The organism is Amycolatopsis sp. NPDC051071 (assembly GCF_040682875.1).
Taxonomy (GTDB): domain Bacteria; phylum Actinomycetota; class Actinomycetes; order Mycobacteriales; family Pseudonocardiaceae; genus Amycolatopsis.
Window position 1 is genome coordinate 45,262 of sequence record NZ_JBFBBY010000031.1, and the last position, 19,528, is coordinate 64,789.

General features: G+C 67.7%; 15 protein-coding genes and 1 riboswitch. Of the genes, 8 read left to right on the forward strand and 7 right to left on the reverse strand.

The genetic code is table 11. The annotated features are described in order from the left end of the window. Positions 1–126 precede the first annotated feature (126 nt). The 3 genes from AB0M65_RS13410 to AB0M65_RS13420 all read left to right on the forward strand — a co-directional run bounded on the left by AB0M65_RS13410 (position 127) and on the right by AB0M65_RS13420 (position 2,953). The gene (locus AB0M65_RS13410; RefSeq protein ID WP_364026177.1) at positions 127–795 is read left to right on the forward strand and encodes an acVLRF1 family peptidyl-tRNA hydrolase; all 669 of its coding nucleotides are present in this window, start codon (positions 127–129) and stop codon (positions 793–795) included. 141 nt (positions 796–936) lie between these two features. Further along, positions 937–2,565: an ABC-F family ATP-binding cassette domain-containing protein gene (locus AB0M65_RS13415; RefSeq protein ID WP_364026180.1), complete on the forward strand. Its 1,629-nt coding sequence runs from the start codon at positions 937–939 to the stop codon at positions 2,563–2,565. 178 nt (positions 2,566–2,743) lie between these two features. Then, positions 2,744–2,953: a helix-turn-helix domain-containing protein gene (locus tag AB0M65_RS13420; protein WP_003071237.1), complete on the forward strand. Its 210-nt coding sequence runs from the start codon at positions 2,744–2,746 to the stop codon at positions 2,951–2,953. Here the strand turns inward: AB0M65_RS13420 and AB0M65_RS13425 are convergent, their stop codons facing one another. Next, positions 2,954–4,222 (reverse strand): glycosyltransferase family 87 protein, encoded by a 1,269-nt coding sequence (locus AB0M65_RS13425; RefSeq protein WP_364026215.1) that lies wholly within the window; start codon positions 4,220–4,222, stop codon positions 2,954–2,956. Between the two features lie 198 nt (positions 4,223–4,420). Here AB0M65_RS13425 and AB0M65_RS13430 point away from each other — a divergent pair, with 198 nt between their 5' ends. Further along, the gene (locus AB0M65_RS13430) at positions 4,421–6,286 is read left to right on the forward strand and encodes an ABC transporter ATP-binding protein (RefSeq protein ID WP_364026183.1); all 1,866 of its coding nucleotides are present in this window, start codon (positions 4,421–4,423) and stop codon (positions 6,284–6,286) included. Between the two features lie 272 nt (positions 6,287–6,558). Here the strand turns inward: AB0M65_RS13430 and AB0M65_RS13435 are convergent, their stop codons facing one another. After that, positions 6,559–7,287, reverse strand: coding sequence for a sugar isomerase domain-containing protein (locus tag AB0M65_RS13435; protein WP_364026185.1), 729 nt, complete (start codon positions 7,285–7,287; stop codon positions 6,559–6,561). Positions 7,288–7,419: 132 nt separating this feature from the next. Here AB0M65_RS13435 and AB0M65_RS13440 point away from each other — a divergent pair, with 132 nt between their 5' ends. From AB0M65_RS13440 to AB0M65_RS13455, 4 genes are all read left to right on the forward strand, one after another. After that, entirely contained in the window at positions 7,420–8,115 is a 696-nt protein-coding gene (locus tag AB0M65_RS13440) for an alpha/beta fold hydrolase (RefSeq protein WP_364026188.1), read from the forward strand. Positions 8,116–8,138: 23 nt separating this feature from the next. Next, positions 8,139–9,395, forward strand: a complete 1,257-nt coding sequence (locus AB0M65_RS13445) for a cyclopropane-fatty-acyl-phospholipid synthase family protein (protein WP_364026191.1) — start codon at positions 8,139–8,141, stop codon at positions 9,393–9,395. A 94-nt stretch (positions 9,396–9,489) separates the two neighbouring features. Beyond that, the gene (locus AB0M65_RS13450) at positions 9,490–10,686 is read left to right on the forward strand and encodes an LCP family protein (RefSeq protein ID WP_364026194.1); all 1,197 of its coding nucleotides are present in this window, start codon (positions 9,490–9,492) and stop codon (positions 10,684–10,686) included. 152 nt (positions 10,687–10,838) lie between these two features. Beyond that, complete coding sequence (locus AB0M65_RS13455; RefSeq protein WP_364026197.1) at positions 10,839–11,417, forward strand: GNAT family N-acetyltransferase; 579 nt, start codon at positions 10,839–10,841, stop codon at positions 11,415–11,417. Here AB0M65_RS13455 and AB0M65_RS13460 read toward each other — a convergent pair. From AB0M65_RS13460 to AB0M65_RS13480, 5 genes are all read right to left on the reverse strand, one after another. Further along, a complete protein-coding gene (locus AB0M65_RS13460; protein ID WP_364026200.1) occupies positions 11,404–11,868 on the reverse strand; it encodes a peroxiredoxin in 465 nt (154 codons plus the stop codon). The two genes, AB0M65_RS13455 and AB0M65_RS13460, sit on opposite strands and share 14 nt — an antisense overlap. Before the next feature lie 17 nt (positions 11,869–11,885). Further along, complete coding sequence (locus tag AB0M65_RS13465) at positions 11,886–13,733, reverse strand: diguanylate cyclase (protein WP_364026203.1); 1,848 nt, start codon at positions 13,731–13,733, stop codon at positions 11,886–11,888. A gap of 226 nt (positions 13,734–13,959) precedes the next feature. Then, entirely contained in the window at positions 13,960–15,405 is a 1,446-nt protein-coding gene (locus tag AB0M65_RS13470; RefSeq protein ID WP_364026206.1) for a cytochrome P450, read from the reverse strand. A gap of 151 nt (positions 15,406–15,556) precedes the next feature. Continuing rightward, positions 15,557–17,830, reverse strand: a complete 2,274-nt coding sequence (gene metE / locus AB0M65_RS13475; protein ID WP_364026209.1) for a 5-methyltetrahydropteroyltriglutamate--homocysteine S-methyltransferase — start codon at positions 17,828–17,830, stop codon at positions 15,557–15,559. A 99-nt stretch (positions 17,831–17,929) separates the two neighbouring features. Next, positions 17,930–18,152, reverse strand: a riboswitch (cobalamin riboswitch). A 208-nt stretch (positions 18,153–18,360) separates the two neighbouring features. Then, positions 18,361–19,437, reverse strand: a complete 1,077-nt coding sequence (locus tag AB0M65_RS13480) for a ribonucleotide-diphosphate reductase subunit beta (RefSeq protein WP_364026212.1) — start codon at positions 19,435–19,437, stop codon at positions 18,361–18,363. Positions 19,438–19,528: the final 91 nt, after the last annotated feature.

A 19,528-nucleotide genomic window follows, 5' to 3' on the forward strand; every position in this document is an offset into this window, starting at 1 on the left:
GCCTCTCCTGCCACTTGTGCCCCTCCCGCCCGAGGGCCCGCTGCCGCACCCCAAGAAACCCGAATCGCCACTCAAGACCAGCGGCACCCTTGCGCGAAGCTGGTCCAGGCCACGTACGTTGAGCACATGGCGAAGGAGCGGCAGGTGGCGGGTGGGGGCCGGGCGGTCGAAATCGCCCCGGACCGCCTCGAAGGCTGGTACGCCCGCTTCGCCGTCCGCAACGAAGGCGTCCGCAGAACCGAACTGAGTCCCGGCATCGTCACGGTCACCGCGGACAACGGCGTCGTCGCCGTCGCGACCGTCCCTTTCGGACCGCTCGACACCGAAGGAATCATGGACGGTCTCGCCGTCGGCCCGCTCATCGAGCACGCGCTGGTCTCGCGCAGGATCGCGCTCCTGCTGGTGCGGCGCGGCGGGCACAGCGTCGGGATCGCGCGCGGGGGAGTGGTCGTCCAGTCCAGGACCGACCGGCACCTCGTGCAGGGCCGGTCCGCGGCGGGTGGCTGGTCGCAGCAGCGGTTCGCGCGGCGCCGGGAAGGGCAGGCGCGCAGCGCACTCCGTTCCGCCGCGGAAGACGCGTTCGAAGTATTGGTGCCTCAACTGTCCGAAGTGGACGCTGTCGTGCTCGGCGGTGACCGCCGGGCACTGGAAACCCTGCACGAAGATCGACGGCTGGCGCCGTTGTTCGACCGTGCGGAATCCCGGGTCCTCGACATCGCCGAACCGCGCCGGACGGTGCTCGACGACGCCGCCGAACGCGCGGTCGCGGTGCAGATCACGCTGCGCGAACCGTGACGTCGGGCACGGTGGGATAAAACCGTTCGACAGCGCCCCGTACACTGATCACGTGGACATCCTTTTGGAGTGAGCTCCTCGCCGGCCGTGGCCGGCGAGTCGAAGCTGTCCCTCATCCACCCCTTTTTACCGGGAGTTCCCGTGATCACGGCCTCTGGCCTGCAGCTGCGCGCCGGCTCGCGCATTCTGCTCGACGAAACCAACGTCCGCATCCAGCAGGGCGACCGCATCGGCCTGGTCGGCCGTAACGGCGCCGGCAAGACCACCTCGCTGAAGGTGCTGGCGGGGGAGGGCGAGCCGCACGCCGGCGAGGTCCGCCGCAGCAGCGAGCTCGGCTACCTGCCGCAGGATCCGCGTGAAGGCGACCTGTCCGTCACCGCGAAAGACCGCGTGCTCTCCGCCCGCGGCCTCGACTCGTTGATGCGCAACATGGAAAAGGCGCAGACCGCGATGTCGGAGCTGGTGGACGACAAGGAGCGCGACAAGGCGATCAGCCGCTACAGCCGTCTCGAAGAGCGGTTCGCCTCACTCGGTGGCTACGCCGCCGAAAGCGAGGCCGCGCGGATTTGTTCCAACCTCGGCCTCGCCGACCGCGTGCTCGCGCAGACGCTGCAGACCCTCTCGGGTGGACAACGCCGCCGCGTGGAGCTGGCCCGGATCCTGTTCGCCGCGGCCGAGGCGGGCGCCGGCGGCAAATCCGAGACGATCCTGCTGCTCGACGAGCCCACCAACCACCTCGACGCCGACTCCGTCAACTGGCTGCGCGGATTCCTGAAGCAGCACGACGGAGGCCTCGTGGTGATCAGCCACGACGTCGAACTGCTCGCCGACGTGGTCAACAAGGTGTGGTTCCTCGACGCGACCCGCAGCGAGCTGGACCTGTACAACATGGGCTGGCAGCGTTATCTCGACGCGCGGGCCACCGACGAGAAGCGCCGCCGCCGCGAGCGTGCGAACGCCGAGAAGAAGGCGGCCACACTGCAGATGCAGGCCGCGAAACTCGGTGCCAAGGCGACGAAGGCGGTGGCCGCCAAGAACATGGCCCGTCGCGCCGAGCAGATGCTGTCCGCGCTCGACGACACCCGGCAGGCCGACAAGGTCGCCCGGATCAAGTTCCCCGAACCCGCCTCGTGCGGCCGGACGCCGATGACCGCGGAGGGACTGTCGAAGTCCTACGGTTCGCTCGAGATCTTCACCGGAGTCGATCTCGCGATCGATCGCGGTTCGAAGGTCGTCGTACTCGGATTGAACGGTGCCGGAAAGACGACTTTGCTCCGGCTGCTCGGCGGAATGGAAACTCCGGATACCGGCGGGGTCATTCCGGGTCACGGATTGCGTTTGGGCTATTACGCACAGGAACATGAAACGCTCGACCACGATGCTTCGGTGTGGGAAAATATCCGGCATCTCGCGCCGGACACGGGCGCGCAAGAGCTGCGGAACCTTCTCGGGTCCTTCTTGTTCACCGGCGAGCAGCTCGATCAGACGGCGGGCACGCTCTCCGGTGGTGAGAAGACGCGGCTCGCGCTGGCCGGTCTCGTGTCCAGCGCTGCCAACGTTTTGCTGCTCGACGAGCCGACGAACAACCTGGACCCGGCCAGCCGTGCCCAGGTGCTGGACGCTTTGCGTAGTTTCGCCGGTGCCGTCGTCCTCGTGACGCACGACCCGGGCGCGGTCGAGGCGCTGGAGCCGGAACGCGTGATCCTGTTGCCGGACGGAACCGAGGACCATTGGTCCGCCGATTATCTGGAACTTGTCCAGCTTGCGTGAGGTCTGCGTCCGTTCGGGTGCTTGATCGATGCCATCCGGCCACTGAAATGGCCCAATGTGATCGCGGTTTCGGCAGTTTTGCGCTCGTCGTCTGGCATTCCGGCGCTCAGTGTTCGATCATTGCGGCGACAGGGGCCGTAATGTGGCCCAGAACACTCTCGGCGGGAAGGCGATCGACGTGGCTGATCTCAAGAAAGGCGCGCGGATCACCGGCAACACGCGTGACAAGCTGGCCGCTGACCTGAAGAAGAAATACGAGAAGGGCTCGAGCATCCGCGCTCTCGCGGAGTCGACGGGCCGTTCGTACGGGTTCGTGCACCGGGTCCTCTCGGAGTCCGGCGTCCAGCTGCGCGGCCGTGGTGGTGCCACCAGGGTCAAGAAGAAGTAGTCACGAAGAAGTAGCGGACTGCTGCGCGGGGGGCGCAGTTCCCTTCACCGGGACCGCTGTTTCAGAGGACGCACTCGCGGCGAACACCAGCCTGGCACCGAGCAGGACCAGCGGGTACACCAGGTAGCCGTACCTTGTCGCCGGGGTGAGCAGGATCAGCGCGCCGAGTCCGACGGCGATGCGCAAAAGCGCGTCCGAACCGGTCGCGGGGGGCCGGCGTACCAGCCAGACCAGGATGACGACGGCCGCGATCCCGAGCAGGGCGAAGGAAATCGCTGTGCCGACGGGGCCGAGCGAGGCGATGAGATGCCCGGGTAGCGGGCTCGCAGCCGGTGACTTGAGCACGCCCATTCCCAGCGGGAACCGGAAGACGTGCTCGACGAACGCCTTCGGGTCCACGAGATACACCGGTACATGCAGGACAACGGTCGTCACCACGAGTGCCGCGGCGTATCCGACCAGTGCGCGAGGACCACGCCGTGTGAGCAGCAGGACACCCAGCACCACCGCCGCGGGCACGACGATGAGTTTCGCGCTGATCACCAGCGCCAGCACCAGACCCGACAGGAGCGCGCGGCCGGTTGTGGCCAAGGCGACGGAAAGCATCAGCAGGCCGGCGATGGCGAGGTCCGGGCCGGCGACGGCCCAGGTCAGCGCCGTCAGCGGGCACGCCATGGCGAGTTGTGCGGCGCTCACCGCGATTTTCGGCCACTTCAGGAGCCTCAGTGTCACCAGGACACACGCGACGGCGGCCAGCGCGAACATCCAGCGCGCGTCGGTGAGCGCGTCGGCCACCGGCCCACCACCGAACAAGGCGCGCGGCAGACCGAAGACGGTCATCACCGGACCGTATGGCGTGTAATCGTTTACTTCCACCGCGCGACCGAGCGCGGTGACGTCGACGTACGGGGTTCCGTTCTCCAGAAGGAGTTTCGCCGACCGCTCGATCACCCACACCTCGGGCTGGGCGGCCCACGAGACCGGCGTGATGAGCCAGTCCACTCCGGTCAGACGGCGAATGACGAGCATTCCCAACGGAAGGATCATCGCGAACAGTCCGATGGCACCGATACCGACCCACCGCGAGCCGAGCGCGCCGGACGGCTGGGCGCCGCGCCGGGCGGCGACCGATAACCAGATGGTGTGAACCACGGCGAGGCCGTAACCTACGACAGCGAAATTGGCCCACACGCGATATCCGTAGAACTCGGCCACGGCCGTGTTCACTCCGGCGAAGATCAAGCATCCGGTGTAGAAGGCCAGGTCGATGTTCAGCCGTCGACGGTGAACGCGATCGGTTCCTGAGTCCTTGGTCACCGGCTCAGGCTACCGACGCGGTGCTGTTCGCCGGAAAGAGGACGCGGAAACCGGGAAGCATCCCGTGTACTTCGGTGTTGGTGCTGGTTATATCCGGGAAAAATCTCGACTAATGTCGAGGTTTTGGTGGGGGCAAGGAAGAGGGATCTCATGGAGAACACGTGGACGCTGATGAACTCGGCGATGAAGTCCGCCGACGTTCCGAAGGGGCTGCACAAGGGGACGCTCCGCCGCGTCGCGCGGTTCGCCAGGCCGCATTGGCGAAGGTTGCTGATATTCCTGGTGCTCACCGTCGTTTCGGCGGTGCTGGCGGTGAGCACGCCGGTGCTGGCCGGGAAAGTGGTCGACACGATCATCGGCGGTCACGACGTCGCGATGGTGGTGTGGCTGGCGGTCGCGATCGCCGGGCTGGCACTGCTCGACGCAGGCCTCGGGCTGGCGGAACGGTGGCAGTCGTCGAGGATCGGTGAAGGGATCATCCTCGACCTGCGCGTCGCGGTGTACCGGCACGTGCAGCGGATGCCGGTCGCGTTCTTCACGCGCACCCGTACCGGCGCGCTGGTGAGCAGGCTCAACAACGACGTCATCGGCGCGCAGCGCACCTTCACCGCGACACTGTCCGGTTTGGTCACCAACGTGATCCAGCTGGCGCTTTCGCTGGTGGTCATGATGACGCTGTCCTGGCAGGTCACCCTGCTGGCGCTGGTGCTGCTGCCGGTGTTCATCCTGCCGACGCGACGGCTCGGCCGGAAGATGGCGGGGCTGCAGCGGGAAGCGGGACAGCTCAACGCGTCGATGACGACGCAGATGACCGAACGGTTCTCGGCTCCCGGAGCGACGCTGGTGAAGCTCTTCGGCGATCCGGAGCGGGAAACCGGGGATTTCGGCGCGCGGGCCGGGCGGGTGCGTGACATCGGGGTGCGGACGGCGATGCTGACCCGCTGGTTCCTGACCAGCCTGACCACCGTGTCGGCGCTCGCTCAGGCCCTGGTCTACGGCCTCGGCGGGTACCTCGCGCTGACCGGGGCGCTCGCGCCGGGCACTGTTGTGGCGCTGGCGCTGCTGCTGACCAGGCTGTACTCGCCGCTGACCGCGCTGGCGAACGTCCGGGTGGACGTGATGACCGCGCTGGTCTCGTTCGAGCGGGTCTTCGAGGTACTCGACCTCAAGCCGATGATCGAGGAGAAGCCGTCGCCGCGCCGCGTGCCGGAGGGTCCGGTTTCGGTGGAGTTCTCCGACGTCCGGTTCGGCTACCCCGCGGCGGACCGCTATTCGCTGGCGTCACTGGAGGACGTGTCCACTTTGGATCACCGGGGCGGCGAGGAGGTGCTGCACGGCATCACCTTCCGGGCCGAACCGGGGCAGATGGTGGCGCTGGTCGGTTCTTCCGGTGCGGGCAAGTCGACGATCGCCTCGCTGCTGCCGCGGCTCTACGACGTCGACGCCGGTTCGGTACGTTTGTCCGATGTGGACACTCGTGAGCTGAGTTTCGCTTCACTGCGGGAAACCGTCGGCGTGGTGACCCAGGACGGTCACCTCTTCCACGACACGATCCGGGCGAACCTCGAATACGCGCGGCCCGGCGTCACCGACACCGAGATCTGGTCGGCCCTGGAGAAGGCGCGGCTGGCCGAGCTGATCCGGGACCTGCCGGACGGGCTGGAGACCTTGGTGGGGGAGCGCGGTTACCGGCTTTCCGGCGGGGAACGGCAGCGGCTGACCATCGCCCGGCTCCTGCTCGCGCAGCCGAGGGTGGTCGTTCTCGACGAGGCGACGGCGCATCTGGACTCGCAGTCGGAGGCGGCCGTCGGCGAGGCACTGACCGACGCGCTCGACGGGCGGACCGCGCTGGTCATCGCGCATCGGCTCTCGACGGTGCGGGCGGCGGACCAGATCCTGGTCATCGAGCACGGGGAGATCGTCGAGCGAGGGACGCACGAAGAGCTTCTCGCTCGCGACGGGCGCTACGCGGCTCTGTACCTGACGCAGTTCTCGGAGGAGCCTGCGGCCGCGTAACCAGGTGTCAGGAAAGGGTCTTTCAGGACGAAAAACGTCCTGAAAGACCCTTTCCTGACACTTGGGGAAGGAAGAGTTCAGCTGAGGGCGGGCGAAGCGAAGGTCGCGTTCACCAGCGCCGTTTTCCGCGGATCGTCCCGCACTCGAACCCCGCCGCGCATTCGCCGTTGATCCCGGGAAGTGCCATGAGCTTCCTGGGAACCGACCGGTCGGTATGCCACCGTGGAAGGACCGCACGGACGAGTCAAGAGGCTCGTCCGCGCGGACCGCGACTACCGGAGCGCGGGGACCCGGGCGCCGTACTTCGCGAGCAGTGCGGCGTTGGCCTCGTCGCCACCGTCCACGTTGGAACTGCGCCATAGCGGGACGTCGACACCCTGCGCCGCACCGAGGTCCACGACCTCGGCGAGCACGAGGTTCCACAGGAACGCGTTGATCACTGTGGACAGTGGCGCGGTCTTCGGCGCCTCCGGCGGATAGCTCGAGTCGCCGGGACGGACGTGGGAGTCGAGCACGATGCTTGCTTCTTCGATCAGCGTCGTCGCCGCGCGCTTCGGCGCCGCCGCCACGGACGCGGCCGAGCTCACCGCGATGACCGCCGCGCCGCGTGCCCGCGCTCCGGCCGCCAGTTCGACCGGATACGGGTTGACGCCCGAGGTCGAGAACACCACCAGTACGTCGTCCGGCCCCGGCGCCCGTTCGGCCAGCACCTCTTCGGCCAGCCCGGAGCGGCGTTCGGTCTTGGTGCTGTGCTGCGCGCCGTGCAGTGGCAGCAGCTCGGGGTGGTACACCGGATACACGCAGGCGAGCCCGCCCGCGCGGTAGAAGGTCTCGGCGACCGCGGCCAGTGAATGCCCGGCCCCGGCGGTGAACACCAGGGCGTCGGCCCGGATGACCCCCAGGATCAGCTCGGCCGATTTCCGGATCTGCTCCGCGTTGCCCCGTTCGGCCTCCGCGAGCCGTCCGGCGACGTCTGCATAACGTTCGGTGGTGCTCACCACATCCGCCCTTCCGTCTGAAGATCAGCGACGAATGTATCGCGTGGACCAATGGCCGAAGTGGAATACATCGGGAGATGATCGAGGTTGACCCGTTCACTGCGGCCGGGGTTTTCGGAGACTGGAGGGTCCAGGGTGAGCGAGGCTGATCCCGCGGTGCGGACTTGGCGGGCACGCGGCAAGGCGAAAGCCGTGGTGCTCGTGCTGCACGGCGGCGCGGAGCACAGTCATGCCCGCGTGGCTCCGTGGCGGCTGGCGTACCAGCGGATGGTGCCGCTGGCGAAGGACGTCCACCGCGCGGCCCGGGAGCACGGGGCCGAGGTGCGGCTCCTGCGCAACCGGGTCTACGGCTGGAACGACGACGGTGCCGACGCGCTCGCCGACGCTCGCTGGGCCTTGGCGCGGATCCACGAAGACCACCCGGGACTGCCGATCGTGCTCGTCGGCCACTCGATGGGAGGACGGGTCGCGTTACGCGTCGCGGACGATCCGGCCGTCGTCGGGGTCTGCGGCCTGGCGCCGTGGACACCGCCGGGTGAACCGGTCGAAGCGGTCGAAGGCCGTGCCGTACTCATCGCGCACGGCACGAAGGACCGGATGACCGATCCGGTGGCGTCACACGCTTTCGCGGAACGCGCCGAAAAGGTGACATCGCGGTCCGCGCGGTTTGAAATAGGGGGTGAAGGGCACGCGATGCTACGGCGGTCGCGCGTCTGGAACCGGCTCGTACGGGCATTCACCCTCGAGCTGGTCGAAGCCGGGGGGAATGACGAAACGCTGAGCGCGGCGTGGGATCGGCCGAGCGCCGAGCGGCTGCGGATCCCGGTCTAGACCGGGCGGGAGGGAGCACCTTTATGTCCACATCAAGCGTCGATCGGATGGCGGGGCCGGCAGGCCCGCCCGACGGAACGCGGTGGCCGGGTCTGGCCACCCCACCGCATTCCCCGTTCCGGGCGAGGATCGCCGAGCAGTTGTTCCGGCACGCGGTGCGCCCGCTGAACGTCCGCGTGCGCATGCCCGACGGTTCACGCCTCGGCTCCGGCGGCCCGGACGCACCCGAGATGCGCGTCAACCGTCCCGCCGCCTTCTTCCACCGCCTCGGCGTGGACGCGAAGATCGGCTTCGGCGAGGCCTACATGGTCGGCGACTGGACCAGTGACGCCCTCGCCGAGGTGCTGACCCCGTTCGCGGAGCGGATGGCGACGCTCATCCCGCCGCTGCTGCAACGGTTCCGCCGGTTCGTCGACCGCGGTCACCCCGCGGGCGAAGAGAACACCATCGAGGGTTCGCGGTCGAACATCCACCGCCACTACGACCTGTCCAACGAGCTGTTCGGTACCTTCCTGGACCCGTCGATGATGTACTCGTCGGCGATCTTCGGGCCGGACGACGACCTCACCGCCGCGCAGCACCGCAAGATCGACAGCGTGCTCGACTACGCCGGCGTCCGCGAGGGCAGCACGGTGCTGGAGATCGGTACCGGCTGGGGTGAACTCTCGATCCGGGCGGCCTCTCGCGGCGCCAAGGTCACGTCACTGACCATCTCCGAGGAGCAGGCGGCGCTGGCGACCGAACGTATCGCTGCGGCGGGCTACGCCGACCGCGTCGAGGTGAAGCTGTGCGACTACCGCGACTCCACCGGTGAGTACGACGCGGTCGTCAGTGTCGAAATGATCGAAGCGGTCGGGGAGTCGTACTGGCCCACGTTCTTCGAGACCATCGGGAAGCGGCTGAAACCGGGCGGCCGGTTCGGCCTCCAGGCCATCACCATGGACCACGAACGCATGCTCGCCGCGGCCCGGTCGTACACCTGGATGCACAAGTACATCTTCCCCGGCGGGCTCATCCCGTCGACGACGTCGGTCGAGCAGGGGATGCTGGAGCACACCCGGCTGAAACTGGAGGGTGTGCGCGAGTTCGGCCAGGACTACGCCCGCACGCTACGGCTGTGGCGGGAGCGGTTCACCCATCGGTGGGACGAAATCACCGAATTGGGCTTCGACGACGTGTTCAGCCGGATGTGGGAGTTCTACCTGGCGTACTCCGAGGCTGGCTTCCGCTCGGGGTATCTGAAGGTCCACCAGTTCGGATTCGCCGATAACGGGCGGTGAACGCCACCCAACCGATGCGGGGTGCCGGACGTCCTTCACCTAGGGTCTGCGGTTGACTGGGCCCAAACACGGCAATCGGGACGGGTGATTCGGCATGACGTATGGAGGCGACGACCGAGGGCGACGGATGCCGCCACAACGGCCGCCGTCCGGCCGCTCCCGGCAGCACCAGCCCGCGCAGATGATGCCGCTGCCGGGACGCGGGAGCAGCCCGTACGACGAGCGGACGAGGCCGATGGGCAACCGCGGCGACGAGCGTCCCGCGGGTCCGCCGCCGCGCCGTCCGGAGCCCCCTCAGGGCCGTCCGATGGAGGGCGGACGTCCCCCACGTAAGCGCCGCTGGGGCTTCGGCAGGGTACTGCTCACCTTGCTGACCGTCTTCGTGGTGTTCCTCGCCGGCGTGTGGGTGTATCTGGAGTTCTCGATCAACCGCGTCGACGCGCTGAGCGGCATCGACGGCCGCCCCGCCGCGGCCGAGGGCACCAACTGGCTGATCGTGGGCTCCGACAGCCGGGACGGGCTCACCCCCGAGGAACAGAAGAATCTGGCCACGGGCGACAGCAAGGCCGCGGGCGGTGGCAGGCTGACCGACACCATCATGATCGCGCACCTCCCGGACAACAGCACCAAGCCGACGCTGCTGAGCCTGCCGCGCGACTCCCAGGTGAAGATCCCCGGCCACGGCACGAGCAAGATCAACTCCGCGTTCTCGATCGGGGGCCCGAAGCTGCTGACCCAGACCGTCGAGGGCGCCACCGGCCTGCGCATCGATCACTACGCCGAGATCGGGTTCGGCGGGTTCGCGAAGATCGTCGACGCGATCGGCGGGGTCAACATGTGTGTCGAGAAGCCAATGGAAGACACCTACACCGGGATCAAGATCCCGGCGGGCTGCCAGGACCTCGACGGCAGGAGCGCACTCGGCTTCGTCCGCATGCGGCACAGTGACGCCACGCCGCGGTCCGACCTCGACCGGGTGGCCAACCAGCGGAAGTTCATCGGCGCGCTGGTCGGCGAGATCGGCAGTCCCGGCACATTGCTGAACCCGTTCACGCTGTTCCCGTTGCTGTCGAACGGGTCCGCCTCGCTGACCATGGATTCCGGCGACCACGTGCACAACCTGGTGGGGCTGGCGCTGGCGATGCGCGGGATCTCGTCGGGTGGTGTCGTCACCACGACGGTCCCGGTGACGAACGGGTCGGCGGAGAACTGGGACAAGACCAAGTCGAAGCTGCTTTTCGACGCGCTGAAGAACGACACGGTGATCCCGGACAGCGCGATCCTGACCTGATCCTTTCGGTCCCGCGCCCGTGTCATAAGGGGTCCCCATGGGACGAAAAGTGTCCGATGGGGACCCCTCATGACACGCCAGGGGGCCGGTCGGCGGGGCGGGAGGCGCGAAAAGCGGAGGCGTCCGCGGTGCCGGTGAGTCACCATGGACCGATGGAAGCGCCCGCCGAAACCCTCACCGACGACGTCATCGTCCTGCGCCGCTGGAAGCCGGAGCAGCTGAGCGTGCTCGCGGAGGTCGCCGGGGATTCCGCCGCCCACCTCGGCGCCTGGATGATCTGGGCCACCAACGGCTACGGCAAGCAGGAAGCCGGGGAGTTCCTCGCAACCACCGCGCGCAACTGGGCCGAGGGCAAGACTTACGACTTCGCGATCTACGCCGACACCGCAGCCGCAGCCGAGGCCGACACCGCAGCCGAGGCCGACGCCGAAGGTGAAGTCGTCGGCGGCACGGGCATGATCACGCATCCGGACCGGATCGAGATTGGCTACTGGCTCAGCCGCCACCACACCGGCCGCGGGCTGGCCACCAGGGCGGCCCGGCTGCTGACCGCCGAGGCCTTCCGCCTCGGCGCGCCCGAGGTCGAGATCCGGCACGACGTGAAGAACGTCGCGAGCGGCGCCGTGCCCGCGCGGCTGGGGTTCACGATGACCGGCGACGAGGCCGCCGAACCGCCGCTCGCCCCGGCCTGCACGGGCGTCAACAGGATCTGGCGGCTCAAGCGTCCTTAGCCTTGCGTTCGCGCAGCGCCGCGAGGGCCTTGTCGGCGTGCACGGTGAACTTCAGCTCGCTCTTGATCACTTCGAGCACCTTGCGGTCGGTGTCGATGACGAAGGTGTGCCGTTTCGCGTGCAGTGGGCTGAATTTGCGCCATACGCCGAACTGTTTGGCCACCACACCGTCCACATCGGACAGCAGTGGATAGTCGAAACCGTGCTTGGCCGAGAACTCCTGCTGCTTGTCGACCGCGTCGGGGCTGATCCCGACGCGGTGCGCGCCGACTTCGGCGAATTCCGCGGCAAGGTCGCGGAAGTGGCAGCTCTCCGCGGTGCAGCCGCTCGTCATGGCGGCGGGGTAGAAGAACAGTACGACCGGGCCGGACGACAGGAAGTCCGACAGCGTGCGCTCCTCACCCTTGTCGTCGGGCAGGGTGAAGTCCGGGGCGAGCTCTCCTTGGTCCATGGACGGATCCTGTCACGTCAGTGGGCGTGCCGTTCGATGAGCTCGTCGACCTCGTCCCCGGTGGCGGAATCGGCGACGAACGAGCCGCGCGCCGCGAGTACCCCGAACCGCCGAAGCCGTTCTGCCTGCTCGTGATTGCGGACGCCTTCCGCGCCGATCCGCAGTTTCAGTTCCTTGGCGCGGGTGACCAGCTGGCTCAGATGTCGCACGTCGGCCTCGTCCTCGCCGTCGGCGAGCGCGTCGATCACCGCGCCGGACAGGATCACGTGCCGGACCGGGAGCCGATGCTGGGGGATCAGCTCCAGATCGGCCGAACCGGAGATGGTCAGCACCAGCTGGGCACCCAGATCGGACAGCACGGCGAACGAGTCCAGCACCTCGCCGCGCGGGTCGAGGACGGACTCGCGGTCGGTGCACAGCCGCAGCGCCTGCGCGGGCAGGCTGTGCCGGTCGAGCTGTTCCTTGACCAGCAGCACCAGATCCGGGTCGATGGCCAGCCGGTTCGGCAGCCGCACGCAGACGTCCGGAGCCGCCTCGCCGAACCGGTTCCGCCAGCGCGCGGTGGCGGCGAGCGATTCCGCCAGCAGCCACCGGCCGAGCGGGATGGTCATCCCGGTGATCTGCGCCAGCGGGTAGAACTCGTCGGAGTCCAGCTCGCCCTTCTCCGGATGGTTCCAGCGCAGCCCGGCGTTGACCGCGGCCAGCTGGTCGGTGTTCGCGAGTTTCACCGTCGGCTGGTAGATCAGCGAGAACTCGCCGTTCTCCAGCGCGCCCGCGATGACCGCGCCGAGCTGATAGCGGCCGCGGTCGCGTGCGTCGAGTTCGGGGTCGAACAGCATCCACTGCGCCTTGCCCGCCTCTTTGGCGCGGTGCAGGGCGATCTCCGCGGCCCGCAGCAGTTCCTCCGGCCGGGCGTCGGTGATCGAGCGGACGACGATGCCGGCACTCGCGCTGACCCCGATGCCGTGCCCGCCGAGGTAGATCGGCTCGGCCAGTTCCTCCAGTGCCTGCTCGACCAGTGCGACCACCTCGGCCGGGGAGAACTCGCCGCGCAACAGGACGGCGAACCCGTCGCCGGACAGCCGGGCGACGGAACCGTTGTGCTTGCCGGTGAACACGGCCTTCAGCTTGGTCGCGACCCCACGCAGCACCTGGTCGCCGACTCCGGCACCGAGTCCGTCGTTGATCACCTTGAAACCGTCGACGTCGAGATAGACCAGCGCGACCTGATCCCGGCCCGAGCCCGCCAAGGCGGTTTCGAGGGCGTTGCCGAACGAGGTCGCGTTCGGGAGCCCGGTCAGCGCGTCGTGCACGTTCTGGTGCAGCAGTTGTTCCTGGAGCAGGTGGATCTCGTTGGCGTCGGAGACCATCAGCACCGGGTAGGCCGAGCCGGGCCGGTCACCGGGAAGGTCGGTCAGGGTCACGTCGACCCAGAGTGTGCCTTCCTCGCTGTGGTCCAGCAGCAGACGTTCCTGCTGGGTCGGCTGGCCGAGCTTCATCAGCTGCGAAAGCCCGTTCCTCAGCCGGACGACGTCGTGCTCGGAGGAGCCGAGTTCGGGGATCGCCCGTCCGCGCAGGGCGGCGGGACGACAGCCGAGGAGTTTGCCGAGCGCGGTGTTCGCCTCGACGATCAGGCCAGTGGAGTCGGCCAGCGCGATCCCGACCGGGGAGGCGGAGTAGAGCTTGCTGAACCGCAGCAGCGCGGCCTGGTGATGGGGCTCGCTGCGGACGGCGTCCTGTGCGACGCCGAGCAGGAGCTGCTCGAGTTGCTCTTGGGGAAGCGATACTCCTTTAGTGTCAGCGAGCGTCGCGGCCCATCTTCGAGCGACGTCAACCAACCCTGGCGTGGCACCAGGCTCAGGCACACTTCACCTCTTCATGCGCGGTTAATGGCCAGCTCAGACGGGGTGTCCGTGCTCAGGGACCCACACTAGGTATGAGCCGACCGGGAGTAGTGCCACGGCATCATGCGTGATACGGGGTGTCTACCGGCTGAAAGGGTGATCGCCGCTACACGAGTGGCGACCAGAAGTTACCAAGAGTACTCGATCGTGTTCGTCCCTTTGGCCGGGATTCAGCCCCCGGTCTTGATCAGCGGGGCGTGAGCCGGATCGGCAGGCCGTCCGCCGGGACAGGCAGCGAGACGTAGTCCCAGCGCGCGGTGTAGTCGTCCGGGACCGACCAGCGATACGCCCGCAGCATCTCGTGCAGCAGCGCTTTCACTTCGAACGTCCCGAAATGCAGGCCGATGCACTTATGCGCGCCGCCGCCGAACGGCATCCACGCGTAGCGGTGCGACTTGTCCTCGCGGCGTTCTTCGCCGAAGCGGTCCGGGTCGAAGCGCATCGGGTCGGTCCAGCATTCCGGCGCGAAATGGTTGACGGTGGGGGAAACCCCGACCAGTGTCCCTTCGGGAATGAAGTGCCCGAGCACCTCGGTGTCCTTCACTGTTTTCCTGGCCAGCGACGGCACGGGGGCGACCAGGCGCAAGGACTCCTTGATCACCAGGTCCAGCGTCGTCAGGGTTTCCAGCGCCTCGATATCCGGCACGTCGTCACCGAGCGCAAGGGATTCCCGGCGCGCGCGTTCCTGCCACTCGGGGTTCTTGGCGAGGTGGTAGACGGCGGCCGCGCTGGTGATGGTCGAGGTGTCGTGCGCGGCCATCATCAGGAAGATCATGTGGTTGACGACGTCGGAGTCGGTGAACCGGTCACCGTCTTCGGTGGTGGCGTGGCAGAGCGCGGTGAAGAGGTCGTCGCCGTCACTTCGCCGTTTCGACGGCAGGTTCGCCGAAAAGTAGCGTTCGAGGACCTTGCGGCCGTGCAGGCCCGCCGCCCAGCGGCCGCCGGGTACGGGGAACCGGACGATGGCCGTGCCCGCGCGCACGGAGTTCACGAACGCGCGGTTGATCGCGGCGGCCTCGTCGCCGGAGCGCATGCCCATGAACACACGCGTCGCGACGTCGAGCGTGAGTTGCTTGAGGGACCAGTAGATCCGCGGGTTCGGCCGATCCGCCCATGCCGCGACGCCCTCGCGCAGTGCCGGCCCCATCTGGTCGACGTAACCGGTGAGCCGTTGCCGCGTGAACGCCGCCTGCATGATCCGGCGGTGCAGGTGGTGCTCGCCGAAGTCGAGCAGCATGAGGCCGCGGTCGAAGAACTGCTCGATGAAGAACTTCCAGCCCTCCTGCGAGAAGGCCTTGTCCTTGTTCACCAGCGCGATCTGGGTCGCTTCAGTACCGGAGAGGGCGACGATGCGGCGGCCGAAGGCACCCATCCACGACACCGGGCCGTAAGTCTCGTAGCGCTTGAGGCCGAACTCGATGCCGAAGCGCATGAAGTCCAGCGCGTGCCCGATGACGGGCGGGCCTTCGTCGCCGAGGACGGGTTTGAGGCCCGGCGGGGCGGGCGCGAGTTCCCGGACCGGCCAGGTGGCGCCGAGCCAGCGCTGGTCGACTGAACGCGGAAGGGGGATCGAAGTGAGCGGCGGGACCCGCTCACGCAGGACCCCGGTGACCTTTTCGACGGCGTTCGCCATGGTGACCATCTCCGGTGTTGAGATCGGTTACCGCTCCACCCTCGCACTCTTGTTGGCAGGTTGACAATACTCCGGTGGGTGTACCTGCCCCGAGTGTCAGGAAAGGGTCTTTCAAGACGTTTTCCGTCCTGAAAGACCCTTTCCTGACAGCTCAGCCCAGTTCGCCCCGGACCGTGGTCGCGGCCGCGACCAGGTTCCGCAGGGCAGGCTCGACCTCGACGTAACCGCGGGTCTTCAGGCCGCAGTCCGGGTTGACCCAGATCCGCTCGGCTGGCACGGCACCGACGGCGGTTCGCAGCAGTCCGCTGACCTCGTCGACGCCGGGGACACGCGGCGAGTGGATGTCATAGACACCGGGTCCGACACCGCGGCCGAAGCCCGCCGTGCCGAGGTCGGTGACGACCTCCATCTTCGACCGCGCGGCCTCGATGCTGGTGACGTCCGCGTCGAGCGCGTCGATCGCGGTGACCACCTCGCCGAACTCCGAGTAGCACATATGCGTGTGGATCTGCGTCGCGTCGTCGATCCCGGACGTCGCCAGCCGGAACGACGAAACCGCCCAGGCGAAGTAAGCCTCGTGCGCCGAGGTACGCAGGGGGAGGAGTTCCCGCAGTGCCGGCTCGTCGACCTGGATGACGCGGATGCCCGCCGCCCGCAGGTCGTGCACCTCGTCGCGGATGGCCAGCGCCACCTGGCGGGCGGTCTCGCCCAGCGGCTGGTCGTCGCGGACGAACGACCACGCCAGGATCGTCACCGGTCCGGTCAGCATCCCCTTGACCGGCTTCGCGGTCAGGCTCTGCGCGTAGCGCGCCCAGTCGACGGTCATCGGCTCGGGCCGTGAGACGTCGCCGTACAGGATCGGCGGCCGCACGCAGCGGGAACCGTAGGACTGCACCCAGCCGAAGTCGGTCGCCGCGAATCCGGCCAGCCGCTCGGCGAAGTACTGCACCATGTCGTTGCGCTCGGGCTCGCCGTGCACCAGCACGTCCAGGCCGAGGTCCTCCTGCAACCGGATGACGCGCTCGATCTCGTCCTTCATCGCGGCTTCGTACCCGGCGTCGTCCAGCGCGCCCGCCTTGTGCGCGGCGCGCGCCTTGCGGACGTCGGTGGTCTGCGGGAACGAGCCGATCGTGGTGCTCGGCAAGGGCGGCAGGTTCAGCGCCGCCTGCTGCGCGGCCGCACGCTGGGCGTAGGGAGAACGGACGATGTCCTCCGGGCGCAGTGCCTCCAGCCGGGCGCGCACCCCGGCGTCGGTCAGGTCGGCCGCCGTGGCGCGGTCCGTGACCGCGGCACGGGCGCCGGAGAGGTCGACGCCCTCCTCCTTCAGCGCACGGCCGAGCAGGACGACCTCGTCGACCTTCTGCTTCGCGAAGGCGAGCCAGCTCTTCAGGCGCGGGTGGAGCCCGGGCTCCCGCTCGACGTCGTAGGGCACGTGCAGCAACGAGCAGGACGTCGACACGCTGACCGACCTCGCCGTGCCGAGCAGCGTCGCCGCCCGGCTGAGCGCGCGGGTGAGATCGGTGCGCCAGACGTTGCGGCCGTCCACCACACCGGCCAAGACCTCCTTGTCACGCAAGGCGGGTTCGGCGGCGATGGCGTCCACAAAGGACTCATCGGTGACCAGGTCGACGGCGATGGCGTCGATGGGGGAGCGGGCCAGCACGCCCAGCGCACGGCCGAGGCGGCCGAAGTAGCCGGCGACCAGGATCTTCGGCCGCGCGGTCTCCTTCGCGAGGCGGTGATAGGCGCGGATGAGCGCGTTGAGTTCCGGCTCGGTGCGGTCCGCCGCGAAGGCGGGCTCATCGAACTGGACCCATTCGACGCCTTCGTCGTGCAGACGGCGAAGCAGCTCGACATAGCCGTCGAGAAGGCCGTCGAGCAGGTCCAGCGGCCGGAAACCTTCCGGCGCGCCTTCGGTCGCCTTGGCGAGCAGCAGGTACGTCACCGGGCCGACCAGCACGGGCCGGGTCTCGACGCCGATCGCGCGGGCCTCGCGGTACTCGTCCAGCGGCTTGGTGCCGGCGAGCGAGAACGTCGTGTCCGGGCCGAGTTCGGGGACGATGTAGTGGTAGTTGGTGTCGAACCACTTCGTCATCTCCATCGCCGTCGCGTCCTGCACGCCGCGCGCGGCGGCGAAGTAGGTGTCGAGCGGTGAAAGGCCGAGCTTCGTGAAGCGCCCCGGAAGCGCCCCGAAGAGCTCAGTGGTGTCGAGTACCTGGTCGTAGTGGGAGAATGTGTTGGAAGGGACGGAATCCAGTCCCGCGTCCTTGAGCTCCCGCCAGGTCCGGGTACGCAGCGCGCGGCCGGTCTCCAGGAGTTCGGCCGCGTCGATCTTGTTCGCCCAGAAGCGTTCCAGCGAACGCTTGAGTTCCCGGTCCGGTCCGATCCGGGGGTAGCCCAGCACAGTGGTGCCGATTTCGGTCACTAGCTCTCTCCTCGCGAGCTCGTTGTCAGAGCCGGACGCGCGCAGGAGTGACCGCCATTCGGTCGCGCCCATCCCACGAGGCCCGTACTCACGCACGCCGTCGGCGCGCGTACCACGGGCAGGTCTTCGGACTCGTGGGCGACTCGCTCGCTCCTACCGGCCGTCGCTTCCCGGGAGCCATTTCCCAGTGCTTTACCGTGTCTCGCACGGTGACGGCTTTCGTTCCCACATACCGCTGCGGGGCAGTCCCGGATTCACACCGGGTTCCCTGTTACCTCGACCGGCCTGGGAGGCCGGGCGAACCAGTAGCACCTTGGAGCGTACTCAGGCCCGCTACTGCCTCGCTGGACATGTGATGAACCGGACCCGCCGCGTGCTCAGAGCCGTAACACGCGTGCTTGGAAGCGTAACTCGCGTGCTTGGAGACGGAACATGCGTGCTTGGAGGCGTAACTCGCGTGCTTGGAGACGGATCTGCGAGTTCCGTCTTTAAGCACGCGAGTCACGGGTTTGGACACGGGTGATCGGGGTTCAGTCCCAGTCGAGGGCCCCGCCGGACTGGTACTCGATGACGCGGGTCTCGAAGAAGTTCTTTTCCTTCTTGAGGTCCATTGCCTCCGACATCCACGGGAACGGGTTCTCGGTCTCACCGAAGATCGGCTGAAGACCGATCTGCTGCGCCCGCCGGTCGGTGATGAAGTGCATGTACTGCTCGATCAGCTCGGCCGACAGCCCGAGCATGCCGCGCGGCATGGTGTCGCGGGCGTAGGACACCTCGAGTTCACACGCCTCGGTCAGCATGCCGCGGATCTCGGCCTGGAACTCCTCGGTCCACAGGTGCGGGTTCTCGATCTTGATCTGGTTGATGCAGTCGATGCCGAAGTTCAGGTGGATCGACTCGTCGCGCAGGATGTACTGGTACTGCTCGGCGATGCCGATCATCTTGTTCCGGCGGCCGAGCGAGAGGATCTGCGCGAAGCCGGTGTAGAACCACATGCCCTCGAAGATCACGTAGAACGCGACCAGGTCACGCAGGAAGTTCTGGTCGGCCTCGGGCGTTCCGGTCTCGAAGTCCGGGTTCTCCAGGTTCTGCGTGTACTTCAGCGCCCACGCGTCCTTCTCCGAGATGGACGGGACCTCGCGGTACATGTTGAACAGCTCGCCCTCGACCAGGCCGAGGCTCTCGCAGATGTACTGGAAGGTGTGCGTGTGCACGGCTTCCTCGAACGCCTGGCGCAGCAGGTACTGGCGGCATTCGGGGTTGGTGATCTGCCGGTACACCGCGAGCACGATGTTGTTCGCCACCAGCGATTCCGCGGTGGCGAAGAAGCCGAGGTTGCGCTTGAGCATGGTGCGCTCGTCCTCGGTCAGGCCGTCGGCCGACTTCCACAGCGCGATGTCGGCCTGCATGGCGACCTCGGTCGGCATCCAGTGGTTGTTGCAGCCGGCGAGGTACTTCTCCCACGCCCAGGTGTACTTCATCGGCAGCAGCTGGTTGACGTCGGCGCGGGCGTTGATCATCCGCTTGTCGTCGACGTTGATCCGGGCGGCGCCGACTTCGATCTCACCGAGGCCGGTGGCGTCGGCGGAGGCGTCAAAGGTGGTCATAGAGAGGCTCACTTAGGGAGTTGGGGTCGTGAGTGATTTGGGTCGTTATAACGAAACACAAAAAAAAATATAAGGAACAATGGGGGGTAGA

What these genes read in the sequence shown, in the direction of transcription:
- AB0M65_RS13455 (WP_364026197.1), top strand. Translation starts at nt 10,839, where the DNA reads ATGGAAGCGCCCGCCGAAACCCTCACCGACGACGTCATCGTCCTGCGC.
- AB0M65_RS13450 (WP_364026194.1), top strand. Translation starts at nt 9,490, where the DNA reads ATGACGTATGGAGGCGACGACCGAGGGCGACGGATGCCGCCACAACGG.
- AB0M65_RS13410 (WP_364026177.1), top strand. Translation starts at nt 127, where the DNA reads ATGGCGAAGGAGCGGCAGGTGGCGGGTGGGGGCCGGGCGGTCGAAATC.
- AB0M65_RS13480 (WP_364026212.1), bottom strand. Translation starts at nt 19,437, where the DNA reads ATGACCACCTTTGACGCCTCCGCCGACGCCACCGGCCTCGGTGAGATC.
- AB0M65_RS13470 (WP_364026206.1), bottom strand. Translation starts at nt 15,405, where the DNA reads ATGGCGAACGCCGTCGAAAAGGTCACCGGGGTCCTGCGTGAGCGGGTC.
- AB0M65_RS13460 (WP_364026200.1), bottom strand. Translation starts at nt 11,868, where the DNA reads ATGGACCAAGGAGAGCTCGCCCCGGACTTCACCCTGCCCGACGACAAG.
- AB0M65_RS13430 (WP_364026183.1), top strand. Translation starts at nt 4,421, where the DNA reads ATGGAGAACACGTGGACGCTGATGAACTCGGCGATGAAGTCCGCCGAC.
- AB0M65_RS13445 (WP_364026191.1), top strand. Translation starts at nt 8,139, where the DNA reads ATGTCCACATCAAGCGTCGATCGGATGGCGGGGCCGGCAGGCCCGCCC.